A 19,976-nucleotide genomic window follows, 5' to 3' on the forward strand; every position below is an offset into this window, starting at 1 on the left:
GCGATTGCCGATGCCGGAAGTCGCCGCGGGCTCCGGCGAATTGGCCCGCGGCGCGTTTCGCTTACGCGTCGCCTTGCGTTTCCTTCAGGTGCTTGAGGTGCTTGTAGACGGTCGCGCGGCCCATCCCGAGCACGTTCGCGACGTAGTTCGCCGCGCTCTTGCCCCGGAACGCGCCCTCCGCGTAAAGCGCTTCGACGAGCTCGCGCCGGTGCTCGCGCGTGAGCCCGTTCAGCCCGACCTGCCGCTCGCGCAGCCAGCCGTGCAGGAACGTGTTGATGCGCTCCTGCCAGTCGTCGCGGAACAACTCGTCCGGCTGCGCGACGACGCCCGCGCCCTTGATGAACAGGTCGAGCGTCGCGCGCACCTCGTCGAACACCGCGATGTTGAAGTTGATGCACATCATCCCGGCCGGGCGGCCTTCGTCGTCGAACAGCACGTTGCTCACGCAACGCATCCGCCGCCCGTCCCAGTTCAGTTTCTCGTACGGGCCGATCACGCGCTCGCGCGCGGAATGATCGATTTCCTCGAGCGCGGAATCGTCGCCGACCTCGCGCTTCGACAGGTTGTTCGCGAGATACAGCACGGTCTGGTCGTGCAGGTCGTGGATCACGACTTCCGCGTACGGGAAGAACAGCGCGGCGATACCGTCGGCGATCGGCGCATAGCGGGTGAGCAGCAGGTCTTTGACGGGGGATTTCTTCTTGCGCATCGGGTTCGCCATCTCGGGTGGGCGGGGGCCGGGCAGCGCATCGGGCCGGCGCGCCGGCGCACCGTTGGCCGGCATGCCCGTGCGCCCGCGCGCGGCCGCCGCGGCGGTTGCGCCATTGTATCGGCCCCGCGCGCGCGTGACGCTCATGCGCGCGTCAGGTGCGTGTACAGCGCGTGCGCGATCGCAATGTCCTCGAGCCCGAGGCCGATCGAGCGGAAGAAGGCGTGACGCGCGTACGACGGAGCCGGACAGGTGCCGGCGACGAGCGCGGGCAGGTCGCCGGCGATCCGCGCGGGGTTCCAGCCGTGCTCGGCCGCGGCGATCTGCATCTCGCCGGCGCTCGCGGGCGTCGTGTGCCGGTAGTCGCAGTACACGTCCATGTCGGGCAGCCACGCGGGCGGGATCTCGTGTGCGCGCGCGACGTTCGTGCTGATCGACGTGACGAGCGCGGGGCGCGTGAGCATCCCGTCGCCGAGCACGGGCGTGCCCGACGACGTGCACAGCATCACGACGTCCGCGTCGCGCACGCAGGCTTCGACGCTCGCCGCGGCCCGTGCGCGCGGATCGCGCTGCGCGAGCGCCGCCTGTTGCGCCGCGTCGCCGGCGAGCGCGGGCGAGTACACGCGGATCGTCTCCCAGTCGCGCAATCCCGCCGTGTGCCGCAGGTGCGCGAGGCCGACCGCGCCCGCACCGACGATCGCGAGACGGCGCGCGTCGCGCGGCGCGAGGCAGTCGACCGCGAGTGCGGTCGTGCCGGCCGTGCGCTCGACGGTCAGCAGGCCCGCGTCGCACCACATCAGCGGCTGCCCCGTGCGCATCGACATCAGCGCGGTCCACGCGGTGACGATCGGTCTCCCGTCGGGCTTGCCGCCCGTCACGACATACGGCGACAGCTTCGCGCCGAACACCTGCGCGTCGGCGAGCGCGCCGAGATACGTGATGAAGTCGCCGGCCTGGTCGGGAAACAGCGTGAGCGTTTGCGGCGGCTGCACCGCGCGCGCCGCGGCGAGCGACGCGAACATGCTGCGCAGCGTGCCGAGCACGTCGAGCGACGGCAGGGCCGCGCGTACCGCGGCTTCGTCGACGGTCAGCGGCAGGGTCGGGGCGGTTTGCGTCATGGCGACATCTCCGGTCGGGGCCGGACAGGACAGTCTCGATCGACGGCGTCCGGCGGTGTTCGTGATGGACGAAAAGTCTAATATAGACAAATGAAATCGGGGTGATTTTTCTTTTCGAGATTTCGTGTCGTCGCACGGTTTGAAAAAAATACCGTTAAATCAAAGGTGTTTAGGGTGTGCGGCGAATTCTGGACGTCGCGAATCGGGGCGTGATTCGCGTATCCCATATAGTCTATAGTAGACTTTGAGTCTATATTTTGCGTGCAGGACACGACGCGTCGCCGTGTGGCGGCCGCCTGCTTCGAATGCCGATCCGGCGCGCGGCCGGGGCCGTCGTGTGCCGATCTTCATCGCCTCAATCCGGAACGGAAGGACCGTCATGAACTGGAAGCTCTCCCTTTGCGCCGTTGCGGCGCTTGCCTGCGCGGCCGTCACGGCCCATGCGGAACAGACCACGTTGCGCTTCGGGATCGAAGCCGCCTATCCGCCGTTCGAGAGCAAGACGCCGGCCGGCCAGTTGCAGGGTTTCGACGTCGACATCGGCAACGCGGTGTGCGCGAAGCTGAACATGAAATGCGTGTGGGTCGAGAATGCGTTCGACGGCCTGATCCCGGCGCTGCAGGCGCGCAAGTTCGACGCGATCAACTCGGCGATGAACATCACGTCGAAGCGCCGGCAGAGCATCGACTTCACGCCGGCGATCTACGTGGTGCCGATCGTGATGATCGCGAAGCACGGCTCGCCGCTGCGGCCCGACGTCGCGAGCCTGCGCGGCAAGCACGTCGGCGTGCTGCAGGGCTCGTCGCAGGAGGATTTCCTGAAGGCGCACTGGGCCGATGCGGGCGTGGCCGTCGTGTCGTACCAGGATCAGGACCAGATCTACGCCGATCTCGTCGCGGGTCGCCTCGACGCGGCCGTGCAGGAAGCGCAGACCGCGCAGGACGGTTTCCTCGACAAGCCGGCCGGCCGCGACTACCAGATCGTCGGCGAGCCGCTGAAGGATCCGGCGACGCTCGGCGAGGGCACGGGCTTCGGGATGCGCAAGAACGACAAGGCGCTGCAGGCGAGGATCGTCGGCGCGCTCGACGCGCTGAAGAAGGACGGCACGCTCAGCGCGCTGTCGCAGAAGTACTTCAAGCGCGACATAGTCGCGAAGTAATCACCGCCGCGCGCCGGCCGCCGCGCCGGCGCGTGTCGCATCGAATCTCGACGCAGTACGGGGAACCATGGATTTCGACGTCATCGTTCTGGGGGCCGGCATCGTCGGCGTGTCGTCGGCGCTGCATCTGCAGGATCGCGGGCTGCGCGTCGCGCTCGTCGACCGGCGCGCGCCCGGCGAGGAAACGAGCCACGGCAATGCGGGGCTGATCGAGCGCTCGTCGGTCGTGCCGTACGCGTTTCCACGCCGGCTCGGCACGCTGCTGCGCTATGCGCGCAACCGCTCGGTCGATCTCTACTGGGACTACCGCGCGCTGCCCGCCTACGCGGGCTGGCTCGCGCGCTTCTGGCGCGAATCGTCGCCGCAGCGGCTCGCGGCCGCCGCGCGCGACCTGCTGCCGCTCGTCGCGGCGAGCGTCGTGGAACACGATGCGCTGCTCGCGCGCACCGATGCCCAGCCGCTCGTGCACGACGGCGGGTGGATCGAGGCGTTCCGTTCGCCCGCGCTGTTCGATGCGGAAACCCGTGTGCAGCGGCGCGTGGCCGACGCGCACGGGCTGCGAATGACTGTGCTCGACGCCCATGCGTTGCGGGCGCGCGAGCCCGGCATCAGTGACGCGTTTTGCGGCGCATTCCACTGGCAGGACCCGAAGACCGTGTCGAGCCCGGGCGGGCTGACCAAGGCCTACGCGCGGCTGTTCGAGCGCGATGGCGGCAGGTTCGCGCTGGGCGATGCCAGGACGCTCGTGCAGGTGGATGGCGGCTGGCAGGTCGGCACCGAACACGGGCCGATTTCGGCGCGCTCGGCCGTGGTTGCGCTCGGGCCGTGGTCCGATCACGTCTTCGCGCCGCTCGGCTACCGGATTCCGCTGCGCGCGAAGCGCGGCTACCACATGCATTACCGGCCGACGCGCGCGCCGTTGAACGTGCCCGTGTGCGATACCGAGGCAGGTTTCGTCGTCGCGCCGATGGAAGGCGGCCGCCTGCGGCTCACGACCGGCGTCGAGATCGCGCTGCGCGGCGCACCGCCGACCGGCGTGCAGCTCGCGCGCGCCGAGCCGCTGGCGCGCGCTGCGTTCGGCATCGGCGAGCGGCTCGATCCCGAGCCGTGGCTCGGGATGCGGCCGTGCACGCCCGACATGCGCCCGGTGATCGGGCCCGCGCCTCGCCATCGCCACCTGTGGTTCGCATTCGGCCATTGTCATCACGGGCTCACGCTCGGCCCCGCAACCGGACGCCTGCTCGCCGAATTGATGACGGGCGCGCCGACCTATATCGATCCCCGTCCGTACCGGCCCGCGCGCTTCGGCTGATCCGGCGGCGCGCGCTGCGTCACGCGCGCCGGTGTTCACAATGTTTCAATCTGCCATCCGAATTACCGGAAATCGCGCGATCGGAAATGATCTGCGTAATCGGCGGGAAAGATAATCGCGAAATAAAGAAAATAAGCAAATCGGCGATTTATCAATGCATTTTCATATTGCTGAAATGCGTAATGGGCGGCCGCTGATGACGGTGCGGTATGCCGTCGTGGCGGGTGTTCCGGTGTTACGCGGAATGTACCGGAACACGTTACTGCGGGGCTCGCAAACGTTACGTTACATCCGCGTTCCGTCGGCGTTTTTTCGTCAGATGATTGCAGCGGTTGGGCCGTGTATTTCGTCTGAAATCGATTAAAAAAGCGTTATTGCCTGTAAATAAGCAGACGAATCAATCCTGCTTTTGGAATTGGCACACTTCGTGCAATCCGTCCCCATGCTTTATCAACGTTGTGCCAACCGAGATGGGGAAAATAAAGATGGGACACAATCTGAAATTGACGGGTGTGGCGCTGTCGGTCGCGACGGTGTTCGGGGTGCTGGCTTCGGGTTCCGCGATGGCGGGGGCACTTGATTCGCTGCCGATTCCGCAAGTGATCGTCAACCCGCCGACGAACAGCGTGTCGGTCGGGTTGGTCGCGACGGGTACGTCGCCGCTGGGCTCGGTCACCGTGGCGGCAGGCGGGGCGGGCGCGATCCAGACGTCGCTGGGCGATCCCGGCCAGGTACTGTCGGGCGCAGTGGGGGCGGTGACGGGCGCACTCGGCGGTGGCGGCGGCACGGTTCAGCCGCTCGCGCCGGTCCAGGGCGTGCTGAATCAGGTGACGGGCGCGTTGAGCGGCGGCAACGCGGCGGGTGCGTTGACCGGGGCGCTGAATACGGCGACGGGGACGCTGAGCAATGCGGTTGGCACGGTAACGGGGGCACTGGGTAATGTCGGCGGCGGGTCGAACCCGCTGGCGCCGGTTCAAGGCGTCGTCAATCAAGTGACGGGTGCGCTCGGTGGCGGCAATCCGGCGGGTGCTCTGAACGGCGCACTCGGCACGGTGACGGGCGCTCTGGGCGGCATCGGTGGCGGGTCGAACCCGCTGGCGCCGGTACAAGGTGTCGTCAATCAAGTGACGGGTGCGCTTGGTGGCGGTAACCCGGCAGGCGCACTGACTGGTGCACTCGGCACGGTGACGGGCGCTCTGGGAGGCATCGGTGGCGGGTCGAACCCACTGGCGCCGGTACAAGGTGTCGTCAATCAAGTGACGGGTGCGCTTGGTGGCGGCAACCCGGCGGGTGCTCTGACCGGCGCACTCGGCACGGTGACGGGCGCTCTGGGCGGCATCGGTGGTGGGTCGAACCCGCTGGCGCCGGTACAAGGTGTCGTTAATCAAGTGACGGGTGCGCTCGGTGGCGGCAATCCGGCGGGTGCTCTGACCGGCGCACTCGGCACGGTGACGGGCGCTCTGGGCGGCATCGGCGGCGGTTCGAATCCGCTGGCGCCGGTACAAGGTGTCGTTAATCAAGTGACGGGTGCGCTCGGTGGCGGCAATCCGGCGGGTGCTCTGACCGGCGCACTCGGCACGGTGACGGGCGCTCTGGGCGGTATCGGTGGTGGGTCGAACCCGCTGGCGCCGGTACAAGGTGTCGTTAATCAAGTGACGGGTGCGCTTGGTAGTGGCAACCCGGCGAGTGCGTTGACCGGCGCACTCGGCACGGTGACGGGCGCACTGGGCGGTATCGGCGGTGGTTCGTACCCGCTGGGGGCGGTTCAAGGCGTCGTCAATCAAGTCACGACGGCCCTCAACAACGGCAACCCGGCTAGTGCATTGACGGGCGCACTCGGTACGGTGGCGGGTGAACTCGGTGCGGGCAATCCGGCAGGCACGGTGACTGGTGCGATCGGAAACGTAACGGGGGCGCTGGGCGCATTGGGCGCTATCGGTGGCGGCGCCGATCCGCTGGCGCCGGTGCAGGGCGTCGTGAACCAAGTGACGGGTGCCCTCAGCGGCGGCAATCCGGCGGGTGCGCTGACTGGCGCGCTGAACACGGCAACCGGTACGCTAAGCAATGCACTCGGTACCGCAACGGGTGCGCTGGGCGGCATCGGCGGCGGTTCGAATCCGCTGGCGCCGGTCCAAGGCGTCGTGAATCAGGTCACGGGCGCGCTCGGTGGTGGCAATCCGGCCGGCGCACTGACCGGCGCACTGGGCACGGTGACGGGCGCACTGGGCGGTATCGGCGGCGGTTCGAACCCGCTGGCGCCGGTCCAAGGCGTCGTCAATCAAGTGACGGGCGCGCTTGGTAGTGGTAATCCGGCTGGCGCGTTGACGGGTGCACTCGGCACGGTAACGGGTGCGCTTGGCGGCATCGGCGGCGGCTCGAACCCGCTGGCGCCGGTCCAAGGCGTCGTGAATCAGGTCACGGGCGCACTCGGTGGTGGCAATCCGGCCGGCGCACTGACCGGCGCACTCGGCACGGTGACGGGCGCACTGGGCGGCATCGGTGGCGGCTCGAACCCGCTGGCGCCGCTCCAAGGCGTCGTGAACCAGGTCACGGGTGCGCTCGGCGGCGGCAATCCGGCTGGTGCACTGACCGGCGCACTCGGCACGGTAACGGGCGCACTGGGCGGCATCGGCGGTGGCTCGAACCCGCTGGCGCCGATCCAGAACGTCGTCGACCAGGTCACGGGTACGCTCGGCAGCGGCAACCCGGCCGGCGCGCTCAGCAATGCAGTCAACACGATCACGGGCACGCTCGGCAACGTCGGCGGCGCGGGGAGCCCGCTCGCACCGGTGCAAGGTGTCGTCACGCAACTCGCGGGCACGCTCGGCAACGATCCGGCCGGTGGGCTGACGAACGCGCTGAACTCGGTGACCGGGGCACTCGGCGGCTCGAATCCGTTGGCGCCGGTGCAAGGCGTCGTGAACCAGGTGGTCGGCACGCTGTCCGGCGCCGGTGGCGGCAGCCCGATCACGCCGATCACGAACCTCGTCAACGGCCTGCAGAACGCGCTGCCGACGGGCGGCAACGCAGCCGGCGCGCTGACCGGCGCACTCGGCTCGGTGACGGGCGCACTCGGCAACCTTGGCGGCTCGAACCCGCTGGCGCCGGTGCAAGGCGTCGTGAACCAGGTCGTCGGCACGCTCGGCAACAGCAACGCGGTCGGCACGGCCACGAACGCACTGGGCAATGCGGTCGGCTCCGTCGTGGGCGCACTCGGCAACCTCGGCGGCTCGAACCCGCTGGCGCCGGTGCAGGGCGTCGTGACCCAGGTTGTCGGTACGCTCGGCAACCTTGGCGGCTCGAACCCGCTGGCACCGGTGCAAGGCGTCGTGAACCAGGTCGTCGGCACGTTGTCGGGCGCAGCGGGCAACAACCCGATCGCACCGATCACGAACCTCGTGAGCGGCCTGACGGGCGGCAGCAACCCGGCCGGCGCACTGACCGGCGCACTCGGTTCGGTGACGGGTGCACTCGCGAATGGTCCGGTGGCCCTCGGGCAGGCGGCCGGCGCGCTGTCGGGCGCGGCCGGTTCGACGGCGGCGGCGGGCGGCAGCCTGCTCGGCTCGGGCGCGAACGCGGCCGGCGGCACGGCGGGTGCAGTCGGCTCGCTGCTGACGACGGGCGCCAACGCGACGGCGACGGTCGTCAACGCGGTCGGCACGACGGTGGGCACGGCACTCGGCTCCGCGCCGAGCCTGTCGGTCACGCCGCACTCGGGCAACAGCGCGCCGGGCAACCCGCTCGCACCGGTGTCGTCGCTGCTCCAGTCGCTGACGGGCGCACTGCCGAAGTAACCGGCCGGACGCGCACGGCGGCGCCGGATTGGCCGCCGTGTGCAACGGATCGCGCAACGCGGCATGACAGGAATGTCATGCCGCGTTGTCTTTTTGGTGTGCCGTTTCTTTCGTCGCATGAATGGCCGCTGCCGACGCTCATCGGCCGGCGTGGAATAACCGGTCGCCCCCGTCCGTTTACATACCGAATCCCGGCAGCGCCGGCCGGCAGGATAATGGTCGAGACGACGCCGATCGTCCCGGCCGGTGCCGCCGTGTTGCGATGCCGTGCCAAGGAGAAAGGGCATGAAACGGATACTCGCCGCCGCCGCGCTGACGGTGGCAATCGTGCGGCCGGCCGCTGCGGAACCGCCCCGGGCCGGCGGCGGGAAACTCGTCGACGAAGCGCACATGACACTGTACGTGTTCGATCGCGACGCGCCCGGCAAGAGCGCGTGCGACCGCGCGTGCGCGGCCAGCTGGCCGCCCGCGCTCGCCGATGCGTACGACGAGGCGACGGGCGTGCTGAGTTTCGTCGCGCGCGACGACGGCAGCAAGCAATGGGCGTACCGCGGGCGCCCGCTGTATCGCTGGAAGCTGGATCGCAAGCCCGGCGACACGGGCGGCGACGGGATCGGCGGCATGTGGCACGTCGCGCGTCCCTGACCGCACGGCGGTGCGCGAGGCATCCTGATGAGCTACGAATCGGATCTGCTGGTGTGGTTGCCGCATCTCACGCGCTATGCACGCGCGCTGACGGGCGACCGGGCCTGGGCTGACGATCTCGTGCAGGACACGCTCGAGCGTGCGCTGAACCGCCCGCCGCGCGAGAGCGGCAACCTGCGCGCATGGCTGCTGACGCTGCTGCGGCACCGCTTCATCGACCAGTTGCGCGCGCGACGCGAGATCGCGGTCGACGATGCGACGGCGCCGTGGCAGACGATGGCCGCGCCGGCCGGCGAAATCGGCGGCCTGATGCTGCGCGACGTGCAGCGCGCGCTGTACCGGCTGCCGGTCGAACAGCGCGAGGTGCTGCTGCTGGTCGCGCTCGAGGAGTTGAGCTATCGCGATGCCGCGGAGGTGCTCGGCGTCCCGGTGGGAACGGTGATGTCGCGGCTCGCACGGGCGCGTGGGCAGATGCGCGCGCTGCTGTCGGAAGCGCCGTCGGCGCACGGCACGGCCGCGTTACGGGTGATCGGGAAGACATGATGGACGATCCGCACAAGCCTTCGAACGAGCGGGACGACGACGCGTCGGCGCAACTGCTGTCCGCGTTGCTGGACGGCGAGCTGTCCGGGCACGAGCGCCGCGAGGTGCTCGAGCGCGTGCTGGCCGATCCGGAGGAAGCCGAACGATTCGCGCATTACCGGACGCAGCGCGATGCCCTGCAGGCGCTGTTCCCGCTGCCGGGCGCCGCGCCCGCGCTGTTCGTGCAGCGCCGTGCGCCGCGCCGGCGCGGGATCGCCTATGCGTTCGCGGGGCTCGCGGCCGGGCTGCTGATCGGCGTCGCGCTGCATGCGGGCTGGGTGGCGTTCGACCGCGAACCGGGGTTCGCCGCGCGCGCGGATGTCGCGTATGCGACGTACGTGGCCGACCGCGAACATCCGGTCGAGGTCGGTGCGGGCGACCCCGAACGTCTCGTCGCGTGGCTGTCCGCGCGTCTCGGGCGACCCGTGCGCGCGCCGTCGTTCGACGAATACGGCTACGAACTGCTCGGCGGCCGGCTGCTTCCCGGCGAAGCGGGGCCGGCCGCGCAACTCATGTACCAGCGCGCGGACGGCGCGCGCGTGACGCTGTACATGACGGCCTACGACGCACGGCGCCTCGCGCCGCAGGCGATGTCGGCCGGCGGCCGCTACACGTATTTCTGGTCCGATCGCGGGATGGGCTACGCGTTGTCCGGCCGGGGCGACGAACGGCGCCTGCGCGAACTCGCGATCGACGCGTGCGGCGCGCTCGGCGGCCCGACCGACGCGTGGCAGGGGTGATGCGCGCGGCGCCGGGACGGAGCAGGCGATGAAGACGACGATGACGAAAGGGATCGTGACGATGCTGGTGCTCGCGGCGCTCGTCTCACGCATCGCGCTTGCGCGGGCGGACGGCGACGCGCCGGTGCGCGTGCCCGTCGACGCCGACGGCGTGCAACGGGTGGCGATCGTCGGCGGCAGCTATTTCTTCCGGCCGAACCACGTGATCGTGCATGCGCACGTGCCGGTCGAGCTGACCGTGTCGGCCGAGCCCGGCCTGGTGCCGCACAGCTTCGAAATCGATGCGCCGCAGGCCGGCATCGCGGTGTACATCGAGCTCGGCACGACGCCGAAGACGTTTCGCTTCACGCCGGCGCGGCCGGGCCGGTTCGCCTACTATTGCACGCATCGGCTGCTGTTTTTCAGGAGCCATCGCGAGCGCGGGATGGAAGGCGTGCTCGATGTCGAGGCGGCGCCGTGATCGCCGCGTTGCTGGCCGCGAGCCTGATAGGAGCGAGCATGACCGCCGATCCCGTGACCGTCGCGCAGGCGCATTTCGATCACGTCCGCTCGTACCGCGCGACGATCCGCTCGTCCGCGCGCAGCGGCGAACGGACGGAAATCCGTTACGCGTACCTGAAACCGGGCTTCGTCCGGATGGATTTCGTGTCGCCGCATCACGGCGCGGTGCTCGCGTACGATCCCGGCGACGGCAAGGTGCGGCTGCGCCCGTTCGGCGCGCATGCGCCGCCCGCGCTGACGCTGTCGCCGTCCAATCCGCTCGTGCGCGACCGCAGCGGCCACCGGGTCGACCGGTCGGACGTCGGCGAACTGCTGCGCAACGTCCATGCGCTGCAGGAAGGCGGCACGACGGTGACCGAAGGCGAGGAGGCCGTCGGCGGCCGGACCGCGCTGCGCGTGTCGGTCACGGGCGGGCCTGCGTATGCGGTCGACGGCGTGCATCGCTACCGGCTGTGGCTGGACACCGAGGACGGCTTTCCGCTGAAGGTCGTCAGCTTCGCGGACGATGACGACGTGCCGCTCGAAACCGTGACGCTCGACGATATCGAGATCGACGTCGCGTTTCCCGATCGCTTCTTCGCGCCCTGAACGGTGCGCTGACTCATGCCCCTGACGGGCATGCCGGAGGCTGCATGGCGGAATACCGGTTCTCGACGATCTGGCGCGTGGACGCGCCGCTCGCGGTGGTGTGGGACGCGATCTACCAGGTCGACCGCTGGCCCGACTGGTGGAAGGGCGCCGTGAGTACCGTCGAGATCGAGCCGGGCGATGCGCGCGGCGTCGGCGCGCTGCACCGGTACACGTGGAAGGGGGCGCTGCCGTACCGGCTGACCTTCGACATGCGCGTGCGACGCGTCGAGCCGCCGCATGCGCTCGAAGGCCGCGCGAGCGGCGCGATCGAGGGTGACGGATGCTGGTCGTTCGTTGCCGACGGCGCACGTACGATCGTGCGCTACGACTGGCACATCCGCACGCACGCGCGCTGGATGAACCGGCTGGAGCCGTTCGGTCGCCCGCTGTTCCGATGGAACCACGATGTCGTGATGCGTGCAGGCGCGAAGGGGCTCGCGCGGCTGCTGGGCGCGGCGGTCGAGACGGAGGGCCGGACGTTCCGGCCGTTGTCGGATGCGGGCTGTGCCGATGCCTGAACGCGTGTGAACGCGAGTAACAGCGCGTAGCGGCGGGCCGCGCCGCTCAGCGCGCGTACGCCATCACCGCGCCATCCACCACCAAGGCGACGCATTCGCCGACGGCCGGGCACCGGTGTCCCGGCACGCGTACGCGCACGAGGACATCGAGATCGGCATCGAGGCGCGCGAGCACGTCGGCGTCCTGGCCCGCGAACTGCGCGGCCTCGACGCGTGCCGTATGGCCGCGCGCCGCGTCGGCGTGCGTGACCGGCACGATGCCGATCTGCTCGGGGCGCAGCATCGCATCGGCCGGCCCGTCCGGCAGCGGCGCGACGAGCGGCAGTTCACCGAGCGCGCAGGCGATGTGCGTGCCGCGCACGTGACCGGCGAGCAGCACGGCCTGCCCGACGAACGACGCGACGTCGCGCGTGACGGGCTGCCGGTACAGCGTCTGCGGTGCGGCCGTCTGCACGAGCCGGCCGTGCCACATCACCGCCACTTCGTCGCCGAGCGTCATCGCCTCGGGCTGGTCGTGCGTGACGAGCACCGATGTCGCGCCCGCTGCCGCGAGCGCATCCGCGACCGCGCTGCGGGTTTCGTGGCGCAACGACGTGTCGAGCGCGGAGAACGGTTCGTCGAGGATCACGAGCGACGGCTCGGGCGCGAGCGCGCGAGCCAGCGCGACGCGCTGCTGCTGTCCGCCGGACAGCTGCTGCGGCGCACGGCTCGCATACGACGCGGGCAGCCCGACCATCTCGAGCAGTTCGTCGACGCGATGATGGCGCCGCCGCGCCGCGCGCGGCAAGCCGAACGCGATGTTGTCGGCCACCGACAGATGCGGAAACAGCGCGCCTTCCTGCGGCACGTAGCCGATCCGCCGCTGTTCGGGCGGCAGGTGCACGTCGGGCGCGGCCACGCGGCGGCCATCGATTTCGACGGTGCCGCGCTCGGCGCGCTCGAAGCCGCACAGCACGCGCAGCAGGGTGGTCTTGCCGCTGCCGGACGGGCCGAGCAGCGCGAGGCGCGAGCCGCGTCGCACCGTGAGGTCGATGTCGTGCAGGACGGTATGCGATCCGAACGATTTCGACAGGCCGTGGATGCGTAGTTCGCTCATGGGCGGTTCCGGGGAAAAAGGGCGGCGCTCAGTCGCGCACCGACGCGCGGCCGAGCAGCAGGAACAGCAGTCCCGATGCGCCGAGCGACAGCGCGACGAGCAGCGCCGCATAGGGCGCCGCGGCGGCGAACGCAAGCGTGGCCGTATCGCTCCACACCTGCGTCGCGAGCGTGCGGGTGCCGATCGGCGACAGCAGCAGTGTCGCGTTGAGTTCCGTCACGACCGAGATGAACACCATCGTCGCGGCCGCGCCGAGGCCGGGCGCCGCGAGCGGCAGCACCACGCGCGTGAGCGTCGCGCGCCAGCCGAGGCCCAGCGAGCGCGCGGTTTCCTCGAGCCGGACCTGCACGTGCGACAGCGCGGCGCGCACGCTGACGACCGCGAGCGGCAGGAACAGGATCGCGTAGGCGGCGACGAGCGCCGGTGCGCTCTGGTAGAGCGGCTGCAGCAGCCGCACCGTGATCGACACGATCGCCAGCGCGACGACGATGCCAGGCACGCCCTGCACGGTCATCGCGGTGCGCTCGAGGAGTGTCGCGACGCGGCCCGGATAACGGACCAGCAGGAACGCGAGCGGCAGCGCGAGCAGCGTCGTGACGGCTGCCGCCGTCAGGCCATAGCCGGACGACGCAAGCGTGGCCTGCCACAGCAGCTCGGGCGACACGTCGGCTGGCGTGACGGCGGCCGCGCCCTGTTGCGTGAGCCAGTAGCCGATCATCGCGAGCGGCACGCCGAGCGTCGCCGCCGCGAGTGCGGCGAACGCTACGGTGACGGGGCCGCGCAGCTGGCCGAGCGGATAACGCATCGCGACGCGGCGCGCGGCGCGGTGCGTATGACCGTAGCGCGCATGACCGCGAGCGCGTGCCTCGATCGCGAGGCACAGCAGGCACAGCGCGATCAGCACGCAGCCGAGCAGCGATGCGCCGCCGCCGTCGAACGCGGTGCGGTATTCCGCATAGATCTCGGTCGTGAACGTGCGAAAGCGCAGCAGCTGGAATGCGCCGAACTCGGACAGCACGCCGAGCGCGACGAGCAGCATCCCGCCGCACAGCGCGGGGCGCAACTGCGGCAGCACGACGCGAAAGAAGGTATGCCACGGCGAGCAGCCGAGCGTGCGCGCGCTTTCCTCCAGCGCGGGGTCGAGCTCGCGCAGCGCGGCGGCCACCGGCAGGTAGACGAGCGGGAAGTACGCGGAAGTCAGCACGATCAGCGCGCCGAGGAAATCCTGCAGGTCGAGGCTCAGCGACACCCACGCATAGCTCGTGATGAAGGGCGGCACAGCGAGCGGCGCGGCCGCGAGCGCGGTCCACAGCGGCCGGGCGGGCAGGTCGGTGCGCTCGATGAACCACGCGAGCGCCGTGCCGAGCAGCGCGCACGCGAGGGTCGCGGCGAGCGTGATCGACAGCGTGTTGACCAGCAGTTCGCCGACGAGCGGGCGCCACAGCAGCTCGATCGCATCGTCGACGCCGAAGGTGGCCGCGCGGTACAGCGTGAAGCCGAGCGGCAGCAGGATCGCGAGCGGCCCGCACGCGGCTGCGGCAACGAGCGCGCGCGACGGGCGCCGCCGTGTCGCGGTGCGCTCGCCGTCGCGCGCGGTGCTCGCCGTGCGGGACACGGCGTCGCTCATGGTCAGAGCAGGCCCGCCTGGCGCAGCAGCTTGCCGGCCTGGCTGTCGTCGCCGAGCTGTTCGAACGTCAGCGCCGGCGGGCTCAGTTCGTTGAACGGCTTCAGGATCGGATCGGGCGCGACGCCCGGATGCAGCGGATACTCGAAGCTGATGTGGCCGCCGGCCATCAGTTTCTGCGCACGCTCGCTGACGAGATACGCGACGAACTTCTGCGCTTCCGGCTGGTGCTTCGATGCCTTCAGCACCGCGGCGCCCGATACGTTGACGGCGCCGCCGACGTCGCCTTTGCCGAAATGGTAGATCGCGCTGCGGGTCGACTTGTCGCCGAGCTCGGCGTGCAGGCGGTCCCAGTAGTAGTTGTTGATGATGCCGGTCAGCACGCCGCCGCGGTTGACGGCCGCCGTCACGCCTTCGTCGTCGTCGAAGATCTGCGCGTTGGCCTTCAGGCCCTTCAGCCATTGCAGCGTCGCGGCTTCGCCGTGCAGCGCGAGCACCGCGCTCACGAGCGGCAGGAAGTCGGCATCGCTCGGCGCGACGCCGACCTTGCCCTTCCATTCGGGCTTCGCCAGATCGAGCAGCGATGCGGGCAGTTGCTGCGGCTGGATTTTCGCGGTGTTGTAGACGAGCACGTTCTCGCGCGCGAGCACGCCGACCCAGTTGCCGTCCGCCGGGTTGAAGCGCGCGGGCACCGATTGCAGCGTGGCGCCGTCGGTCTTCGCGAACAGGCCCTTGCGGTCGAGCAGCACGAGTTCCGGCGAGTTCTCGGTGAAGTACACGTCGGCCGGCGTGCGGTCGCCTTCCGCGACGAGCTGCGCGGCAAGCGCGGGGCCCTCGCCCGAGCGCACCTTCACGGTGATGCCGCTTTGTGCTTCGAAGTCCTTGACGAGCTGGTTGACGACCTGCTCGTGCTGCGCGTTGTACAGCGTGAGCGTCGCGGCGTGTGCGCGCGCGGCGTGCAATGCGCCGGTCAGCATCAGCGCGGCGGCCGCCGCGGAAATCAGGTGCCGCAGCGGGCGGCTAACGGGTGAAGTGTTCATGTGGTTTCTGGCAGGTTGCACCCGGCCGCGCCGGGAAGATATGCGTTGGCTTGCGTTGTGCGTCCTCATGCCTCGAACAGCGCGGCGCCGATGTACGAACCCGGTTGCGCGCCCGGCGGGCACGCGAAGATCGCGCTGCCGACGTGCGTGGTGAACTGGTTCATGATGTCCATTTTCGAGAGCTTCTCGTTGATCGGAATGAAGCCCTTGCGCGGGTCGCGCTGGTGCGCGACGAACATCAGCCCCGCGTCGTACTCGGTCTGCTGGCGCCACGGCGGCCAGCGCTCGATGTAGAAGTTCGTGCTGTCGTTGTACGAGTATGCGCGGCGCAGGATCTGCGCGCCGTTGTTCAACTGCGGCGACGCGAGACGCGCGTGCGAGTTGTCGGGGATCACCGGGTTGCCGTCCTTGTCGGTCGCATCGAGATCGAGTGCCTCGAACTCGTTCTTCTGGCCGAGCGGCGCGCCGCTGTACTTGTGACGGCCGACCACCTGCTCCTGGAAGCCGAGCTCCGTGTTGTCCCAATGCTCGAGCGTGATGCGGATCCGGCGCACGACCGTGTAGGTGCCGCCGTTCATCCAGGCCGGGCCTTCGCTGCCGGCCCACACGAATTCGTTCATCGCGGCCGGATCGGACATCGGCGGATTCATCGTGCCGTCCTTGAAACCCATCAGGTTGCGCGGCGTCTCGCCGGGCTTGCCCGACGTGAAGCCGGCCTGGCCCCAGCGCATCTGCGTCGCCTTCGCGCCGAGGCGCACGAGCTGGCGCACCGCGTGGAACGCGACCTGCGCGTCGTCCGCGCACGCCTGGATGAACAGGTCGCCGCCGGTCTTCTCGGGCAACAACTGGTCGCCGTTGAAACGCGGCAGGTCGACGAGCGCGGCGGGGCGGTGCTTCGCGAGGCCGTAGCGGTCCTTGCCGGCGAGCGCGAACAGGCCGGGGCCGAAGCCGAACGTCAGCGTCAGGCGCGCGGGGCCGAGGCCGAGCGCGTCGCCACCGTCGGCCGGCGCGAGCTCGTCGCCGCCCGTCGCGGCGAGCGGCAGCGCTGTGTCGCCGCGCGTCATCCGCGCGGCGGCGTCGGTCCAGGTCTTCAGCAGCGCGATGACGTCCGCGCGCTGGGCCGTCGTCAGGTCGAGCGCCGCGAAATACGCGTGGCGCTGCTGCGGCGTCACGATGCCGCTCTGGTGCTGGCCGTAGAACGGCTCGACGCCGTCATGCGCGGAAGCGGGTGCGATGGCGGTGGCGGGCCCATCCGCGGCCTTCGCGGCCGGGATCGACGCCGCCGCGAGGCCGGCGGCCACCGCGGCGCCGCCCGCCTTCAGGAAGCCGCGCCGCGCGGGGCGGGGCGGCTGGTTGGAATCGTCTGCCATGGTGGGCTCCATTACTTCGCGAGCAACAGCGTGTTGACGTCGTCCGCGACGTAGTAGAAGCCGTCGCCTTCAGGCGTCATGGCGATGCCGAACAGGTTGCCGTTGCCGGGGGGCGTCTGCGCCTTGTCGGTATTGATCCAGCGCGCGTAGATCTGCTTGCCGGCGACCGGGTCGATCTCCACGACCTGGCCGTTCTGCGCGTTGGTCGCGAGCAGGTGGCCGTTCGGTGCGGTCGCGAGCGCGAGCGGGCGGCGCAGGAAGCCGTCGGCGGTGACCTGGCGGCCGACGCCCGCGCTGGTGTCGCGCGTGAGCGGGTCGTCGATCTCGACGATGCGGTTGCCGATCGCGTCCGACACGTACAGCTTCTTCTGGTCGCCGGACAGCGCGAGGCCGGTCGGGCCGACCAGGAACACGCCCTTGTCGGCCTGCGCGCCGAGGCCGCTCGCGACGACCGTTTCCTGCTTGATCACGGGCGGCTTGCCCGCCGGCACGTCGAGGTCGAGACGCAGCACGGTCGCCTGCTTGTAGACGGGCGGATTGCCGTCCGCGCCGCCGACGCCGAAGCCGGCCATGCTGACGAACAGCGTCGCGCTGTCGCCGCGGTCGACCACGGCCATGTTGCCCCACGGGTCGTTGATGTTCGGCGTCGACCACGTCGATGCGACCTTGCCTTGCGGATCGAGCACGATCAGGCAGCCGGCGCCCTTGGTGTTGGTCGTGCCGTCGTTGCTCGGCGTGCTGCCGACGATCACCCAGCCGGATTTCAGCATCGTCATCGCCGTCGACAGGCCGATGCCGCCCGGGCACGCCTTCAGGTCGCGCGGGATCGACGCGAACAGGCTCAGCTGCTTCGTCGACGGGCGGTAGTTGACGATCGTGCTGCCGGTGCCTTGCAGGTTCGCCGAGTTGTTGAAGTTGTCGACGAGCACGTCGCCCGCCTGGATCGTGCCGGCCGACACCGGCGCGACCGCGATCGCGTACGGGTTCTGGTCGCCGTTGTCCGGCACCGTGTTGACGAGCGTGGTGTGGCGATGCAGCGTTTCGAGGAAACCTTGCGGCTCGGCGAGTGCGCCGGCGGCGGCCGTCAGTGCGGCGGCGGCCAGTGCGCCCGTCGCGAGGCGGCGAAGCGGGGCGGATGGATTCATGTGAGTCTCCTGGGGAGCGCGCCGTCCGGGCGGCGCGCGAAAAACGGGCAGCGTGGGCGCGTCGCTCAGAACGTGATCGTCGTACGCGCGCCGAGCACGAACGTGTTGCGCAGCGGCTGGGTCGCGTCGCTCGGGTTCTGGCCGGCGCCTGCATTGAACGTGTACTGCGCGTCGGCCTGGACGATCCACCACGGGTTGACCTGGTACTGGTAGGTTGCCTCGAGCGTCGTCTCGCGGGTGCGCACGCCGTACGGGCCGGTCGCGAACGTCCGCGCGGTCTGGTCGAGGTCGGTCACGTGGTTGCCGACCTGGATGTACGTGACGCCGAGGCCGACGCTGTCGTTGTCACGGCCTTCGAACGGCGCCTTCAGCACGATCCCCGCGTTGGCCGAGAAGCTGACCAGGTTGCGGTCGCCCGGCCCACCCATCACGCGTGCGAACACGCCGAGGCTTTTCGCGCCGCTCGGGTCGGGGCGCCAGATCATCTGGTCGGCCACCGCGTAGAAGCTGTAGTTGCCGTGACGCTGCTGCGCGTCGCCGTTCGATGCGGGATCCGAGAGCGACAATCCGTCGGTGCCCGTGTTCTGGTCCGCGAAGCGGCCGTTGTGATACCAGACGCCGATCTTGTAGGTGCCCGGCAGCCCGGTCGAGCGGCCGGTGTCCATTTCGCCGTCGGACGGCTGGTTCAGCGCGTACTGCAGCTCGCCGATGTAGAGCGCGCCGTTGTGCAGGTTGAAGTTGGTGCCGCTCAGGTTGCTCGGGTTGTTGCCGAGCGGATCGCCGTCGAACACGCCCGCGAGCGCCGTGAGCTTCGGCGTGATCTGCGCGCGCACGCGCACGCCGAGGCCCGCGAGCGGGTACGCGGGACCGCCGTTGGGCAGGTCGTACGAAGGCAGTGCGGGCCAACCGAACATCGTGTTGACGAACGTGTTCGCATACGTGCTGACCATGAATTCCTGGTCCAGGCTCTGCTGGCCGATCTTCACGTCGACGCGCTTGTCGAGGAACGACTGCTGGTACCACAGCTCCCACAGGCGCGTCGTGCCCTGCGCCTCGATGCCGCTCGCGGTGTTGAGCGTGCCGAGGTTCCGTGCACTCAGGTTGGTGCCGTGGATCTGCAGCGCGCTGACGTTGAAGGTGCCGCCGGCCAGGCCGATCGCTTTCTGCGTGTCGACCGTCAACGTGGCCGTCGTCAGTCCGTCGTAGGCACCGCCGCGGTTCAGGCCGCCGCGCAGGTTCGCGAGGTATTCGCTGGTTTCGGTGATCTGCAGCGTCGCGCCGTACTTGCCGAGCCACGGGCGGATGCCGCCCATGTCGCCGAGCAGGTTCTGGCGGGTCCAGATGCCGGTCCACATGTTGGTCGGCTTCGCCTGGATCGCCAGGTCGGCCTCGGGTGCTTCGGGCTGCGCGTCGACCGGCACCTCGGCGAAAGCCGTGCCGCTCGCGAACAATACACACGCGAGGATGGCCGCACAGGCGGCGGGGCGCATCCGGGCGCGGACGCTGTCTCCCTGGGACGACGCAAACTTCATATCAAATCCGTAGTTCTATTTGGTGTGGAATCCTGCTTGTCGGTCGCTGTCCGGACGCTCGGCGCCGATTGGCCGGAGCATGAAGATGAACGCAACGCAACGCGGCGCATCGTAGGAGTGTCAAATGGGAAAGTCAATGTAAACGAGAATGATTCGCATTAAATTACTGAATGTAATCCGGCTTCTTACGGATGGGGCCAGACACGTGTTTAGCGCCGAGGTAAACCGTAAATATCGGCGTAATGGAAATGAATGCTGCGGCGTGGATCGAGAGATCCACGAGGGGCGGTGCAAGAGACGTCCGGCGTGCGCCAAGTGGCGCTTTCCAGCAGACGGAATCGACGCCGCTTCCGATTCATTGTGCGACGTCACCGGTCGCAAGAACTCCGCGCTTTCCCGGTGGGCAAACGGGGCCGGGCGTCATTCGCGAACCGCACGGGCCCGTGGGCGTTCCTCAGGGT

Annotated in this window: 18 protein-coding genes and 1 tRNA gene; 10 read left to right on the forward strand and 9 right to left on the reverse strand. The window is 69.6% G+C overall.

Annotated features, from left to right (window positions below; all coding sequences use genetic code 11):
* Nucleotides 1-61 precede the first annotated feature (61 nt).
* Complete coding sequence (locus HWX39_RS07905; RefSeq protein WP_175966793.1) at nucleotides 62-856, reverse strand: PAS domain-containing protein; 795 nt, start codon at nucleotides 854-856, stop codon at nucleotides 62-64.
* Nucleotides 853-1,827, reverse strand: a complete 975-nt coding sequence (locus HWX39_RS07910; protein ID WP_175966795.1) for an ornithine cyclodeaminase family protein — start codon at nucleotides 1,825-1,827, stop codon at nucleotides 853-855. The genes HWX39_RS07905 and HWX39_RS07910 overlap by 4 nt, the downstream gene beginning before the upstream one ends.
* Nucleotides 1,828-2,206: 379 nt before the next feature.
* Here HWX39_RS07910 and HWX39_RS07915 point away from each other — a divergent pair, with 379 nt between their 5' ends.
* On the forward strand, nucleotides 2,207-2,986 hold the full coding sequence (locus HWX39_RS07915) for an ABC transporter substrate-binding protein (protein WP_175966797.1): 780 nt from the start codon (nucleotides 2,207-2,209) through the stop codon (nucleotides 2,984-2,986).
* Nucleotides 2,987-3,053: 67 nt separating this feature from the next.
* On the forward strand, nucleotides 3,054-4,298 hold the full coding sequence (locus HWX39_RS07920; RefSeq protein WP_175966799.1) for an FAD-binding oxidoreductase: 1,245 nt from the start codon (nucleotides 3,054-3,056) through the stop codon (nucleotides 4,296-4,298).
* 397 nt (nucleotides 4,299-4,695) lie between these two features.
* Here the strand turns inward: HWX39_RS07920 and HWX39_RS07925 are convergent, their stop codons facing one another.
* Nucleotides 4,696-4,974 (reverse strand): hypothetical protein, encoded by a 279-nt coding sequence (locus HWX39_RS07925; RefSeq protein WP_175966802.1) that lies wholly within the window; start codon nucleotides 4,972-4,974, stop codon nucleotides 4,696-4,698.
* A 1,336-nt stretch (nucleotides 4,975-6,310) separates the two neighbouring features.
* Here HWX39_RS07925 and HWX39_RS07930 point away from each other — a divergent pair.
* The 8 genes from HWX39_RS07930 (at nucleotide 6,311) to HWX39_RS07965 (ending at nucleotide 11,708) form a co-directional block, all read left to right on the forward strand.
* Nucleotides 6,311-6,432 (forward strand) — tRNA-OTHER (locus HWX39_RS07930).
* Nucleotides 6,433-6,439: 7 nt separating this feature from the next.
* Nucleotides 6,440-8,092: a hypothetical protein gene (locus tag HWX39_RS07935; protein WP_175966804.1), complete on the forward strand. Its 1,653-nt coding sequence runs from the start codon at nucleotides 6,440-6,442 to the stop codon at nucleotides 8,090-8,092.
* Between the two features lie 285 nt (nucleotides 8,093-8,377).
* Nucleotides 8,378-8,737, forward strand: a complete 360-nt coding sequence (locus HWX39_RS07940; RefSeq protein ID WP_175966806.1) for a hypothetical protein — start codon at nucleotides 8,378-8,380, stop codon at nucleotides 8,735-8,737.
* 27 nt (nucleotides 8,738-8,764) lie between these two features.
* Nucleotides 8,765-9,280, forward strand: coding sequence for a sigma-70 family RNA polymerase sigma factor (locus tag HWX39_RS07945; RefSeq protein WP_175966808.1), 516 nt, complete (start codon nucleotides 8,765-8,767; stop codon nucleotides 9,278-9,280).
* On the forward strand, nucleotides 9,277-10,059 hold the full coding sequence (locus tag HWX39_RS07950) for an anti-sigma factor (protein WP_175966810.1): 783 nt from the start codon (nucleotides 9,277-9,279) through the stop codon (nucleotides 10,057-10,059). The genes HWX39_RS07945 and HWX39_RS07950 overlap by 4 nt, the downstream gene beginning before the upstream one ends.
* A gap of 28 nt (nucleotides 10,060-10,087) precedes the next feature.
* The gene (locus HWX39_RS07955; protein WP_175966812.1) at nucleotides 10,088-10,519 is read left to right on the forward strand and encodes a quinol oxidase; all 432 of its coding nucleotides are present in this window, start codon (nucleotides 10,088-10,090) and stop codon (nucleotides 10,517-10,519) included.
* On the forward strand, nucleotides 10,516-11,148 hold the full coding sequence (locus HWX39_RS07960) for a DUF1571 domain-containing protein (RefSeq protein ID WP_175966814.1): 633 nt from the start codon (nucleotides 10,516-10,518) through the stop codon (nucleotides 11,146-11,148). The genes HWX39_RS07955 and HWX39_RS07960 overlap by 4 nt, the downstream gene beginning before the upstream one ends.
* A 44-nt stretch (nucleotides 11,149-11,192) precedes the next feature.
* Complete coding sequence (locus HWX39_RS07965) at nucleotides 11,193-11,708, forward strand: SRPBCC family protein (RefSeq protein ID WP_175966816.1); 516 nt, start codon at nucleotides 11,193-11,195, stop codon at nucleotides 11,706-11,708.
* A 46-nt stretch (nucleotides 11,709-11,754) separates the two neighbouring features.
* Here HWX39_RS07965 and HWX39_RS07970 read toward each other — a convergent pair whose 3' ends face one another.
* The 6 genes from HWX39_RS07970 to HWX39_RS07995 all read right to left on the reverse strand — a co-directional run bounded on the left by HWX39_RS07970 (nucleotide 11,755) and on the right by HWX39_RS07995 (nucleotide 19,515).
* Nucleotides 11,755-12,804: an ABC transporter ATP-binding protein gene (locus HWX39_RS07970; protein ID WP_175966818.1), complete on the reverse strand. Its 1,050-nt coding sequence runs from the start codon at nucleotides 12,802-12,804 to the stop codon at nucleotides 11,755-11,757.
* 28 nt (nucleotides 12,805-12,832) lie between these two features.
* Nucleotides 12,833-14,431 carry an iron ABC transporter permease gene (locus HWX39_RS07975; protein ID WP_175966820.1) on the reverse strand — a complete coding sequence of 533 codons (1,599 nt, stop codon included), beginning with the start codon at nucleotides 14,429-14,431 and terminating at the stop codon, nucleotides 12,833-12,835.
* A 2-nt stretch (nucleotides 14,432-14,433) separates the two neighbouring features.
* A complete protein-coding gene (locus tag HWX39_RS07980) occupies nucleotides 14,434-15,468 on the reverse strand; it encodes an iron ABC transporter substrate-binding protein (protein ID WP_174939444.1) in 1,035 nt (344 codons plus the stop codon).
* Nucleotides 15,469-15,533: 65 nt separating this feature from the next.
* Nucleotides 15,534-16,838: an iron uptake transporter deferrochelatase/peroxidase subunit gene (efeB, locus tag HWX39_RS07985; protein WP_175966822.1), complete on the reverse strand. Its 1,305-nt coding sequence runs from the start codon at nucleotides 16,836-16,838 to the stop codon at nucleotides 15,534-15,536.
* 11 nt (nucleotides 16,839-16,849) lie between these two features.
* The gene (locus HWX39_RS07990) at nucleotides 16,850-17,983 is read right to left on the reverse strand and encodes a hypothetical protein (RefSeq protein WP_175966824.1); all 1,134 of its coding nucleotides are present in this window, start codon (nucleotides 17,981-17,983) and stop codon (nucleotides 16,850-16,852) included.
* A 65-nt stretch (nucleotides 17,984-18,048) separates the two neighbouring features.
* Complete coding sequence (locus HWX39_RS07995) at nucleotides 18,049-19,515, reverse strand: carbohydrate porin (RefSeq protein WP_175966826.1); 1,467 nt, start codon at nucleotides 19,513-19,515, stop codon at nucleotides 18,049-18,051.
* Nucleotides 19,516-19,976 lie beyond the last annotated feature (461 nt).

The sequence above is a fragment of the Burkholderia sp. BCC0322 genome (genome assembly GCF_902833045.1).
Taxonomy (GTDB): Bacteria; Pseudomonadota; Gammaproteobacteria; order Burkholderiales; family Burkholderiaceae; genus Burkholderia.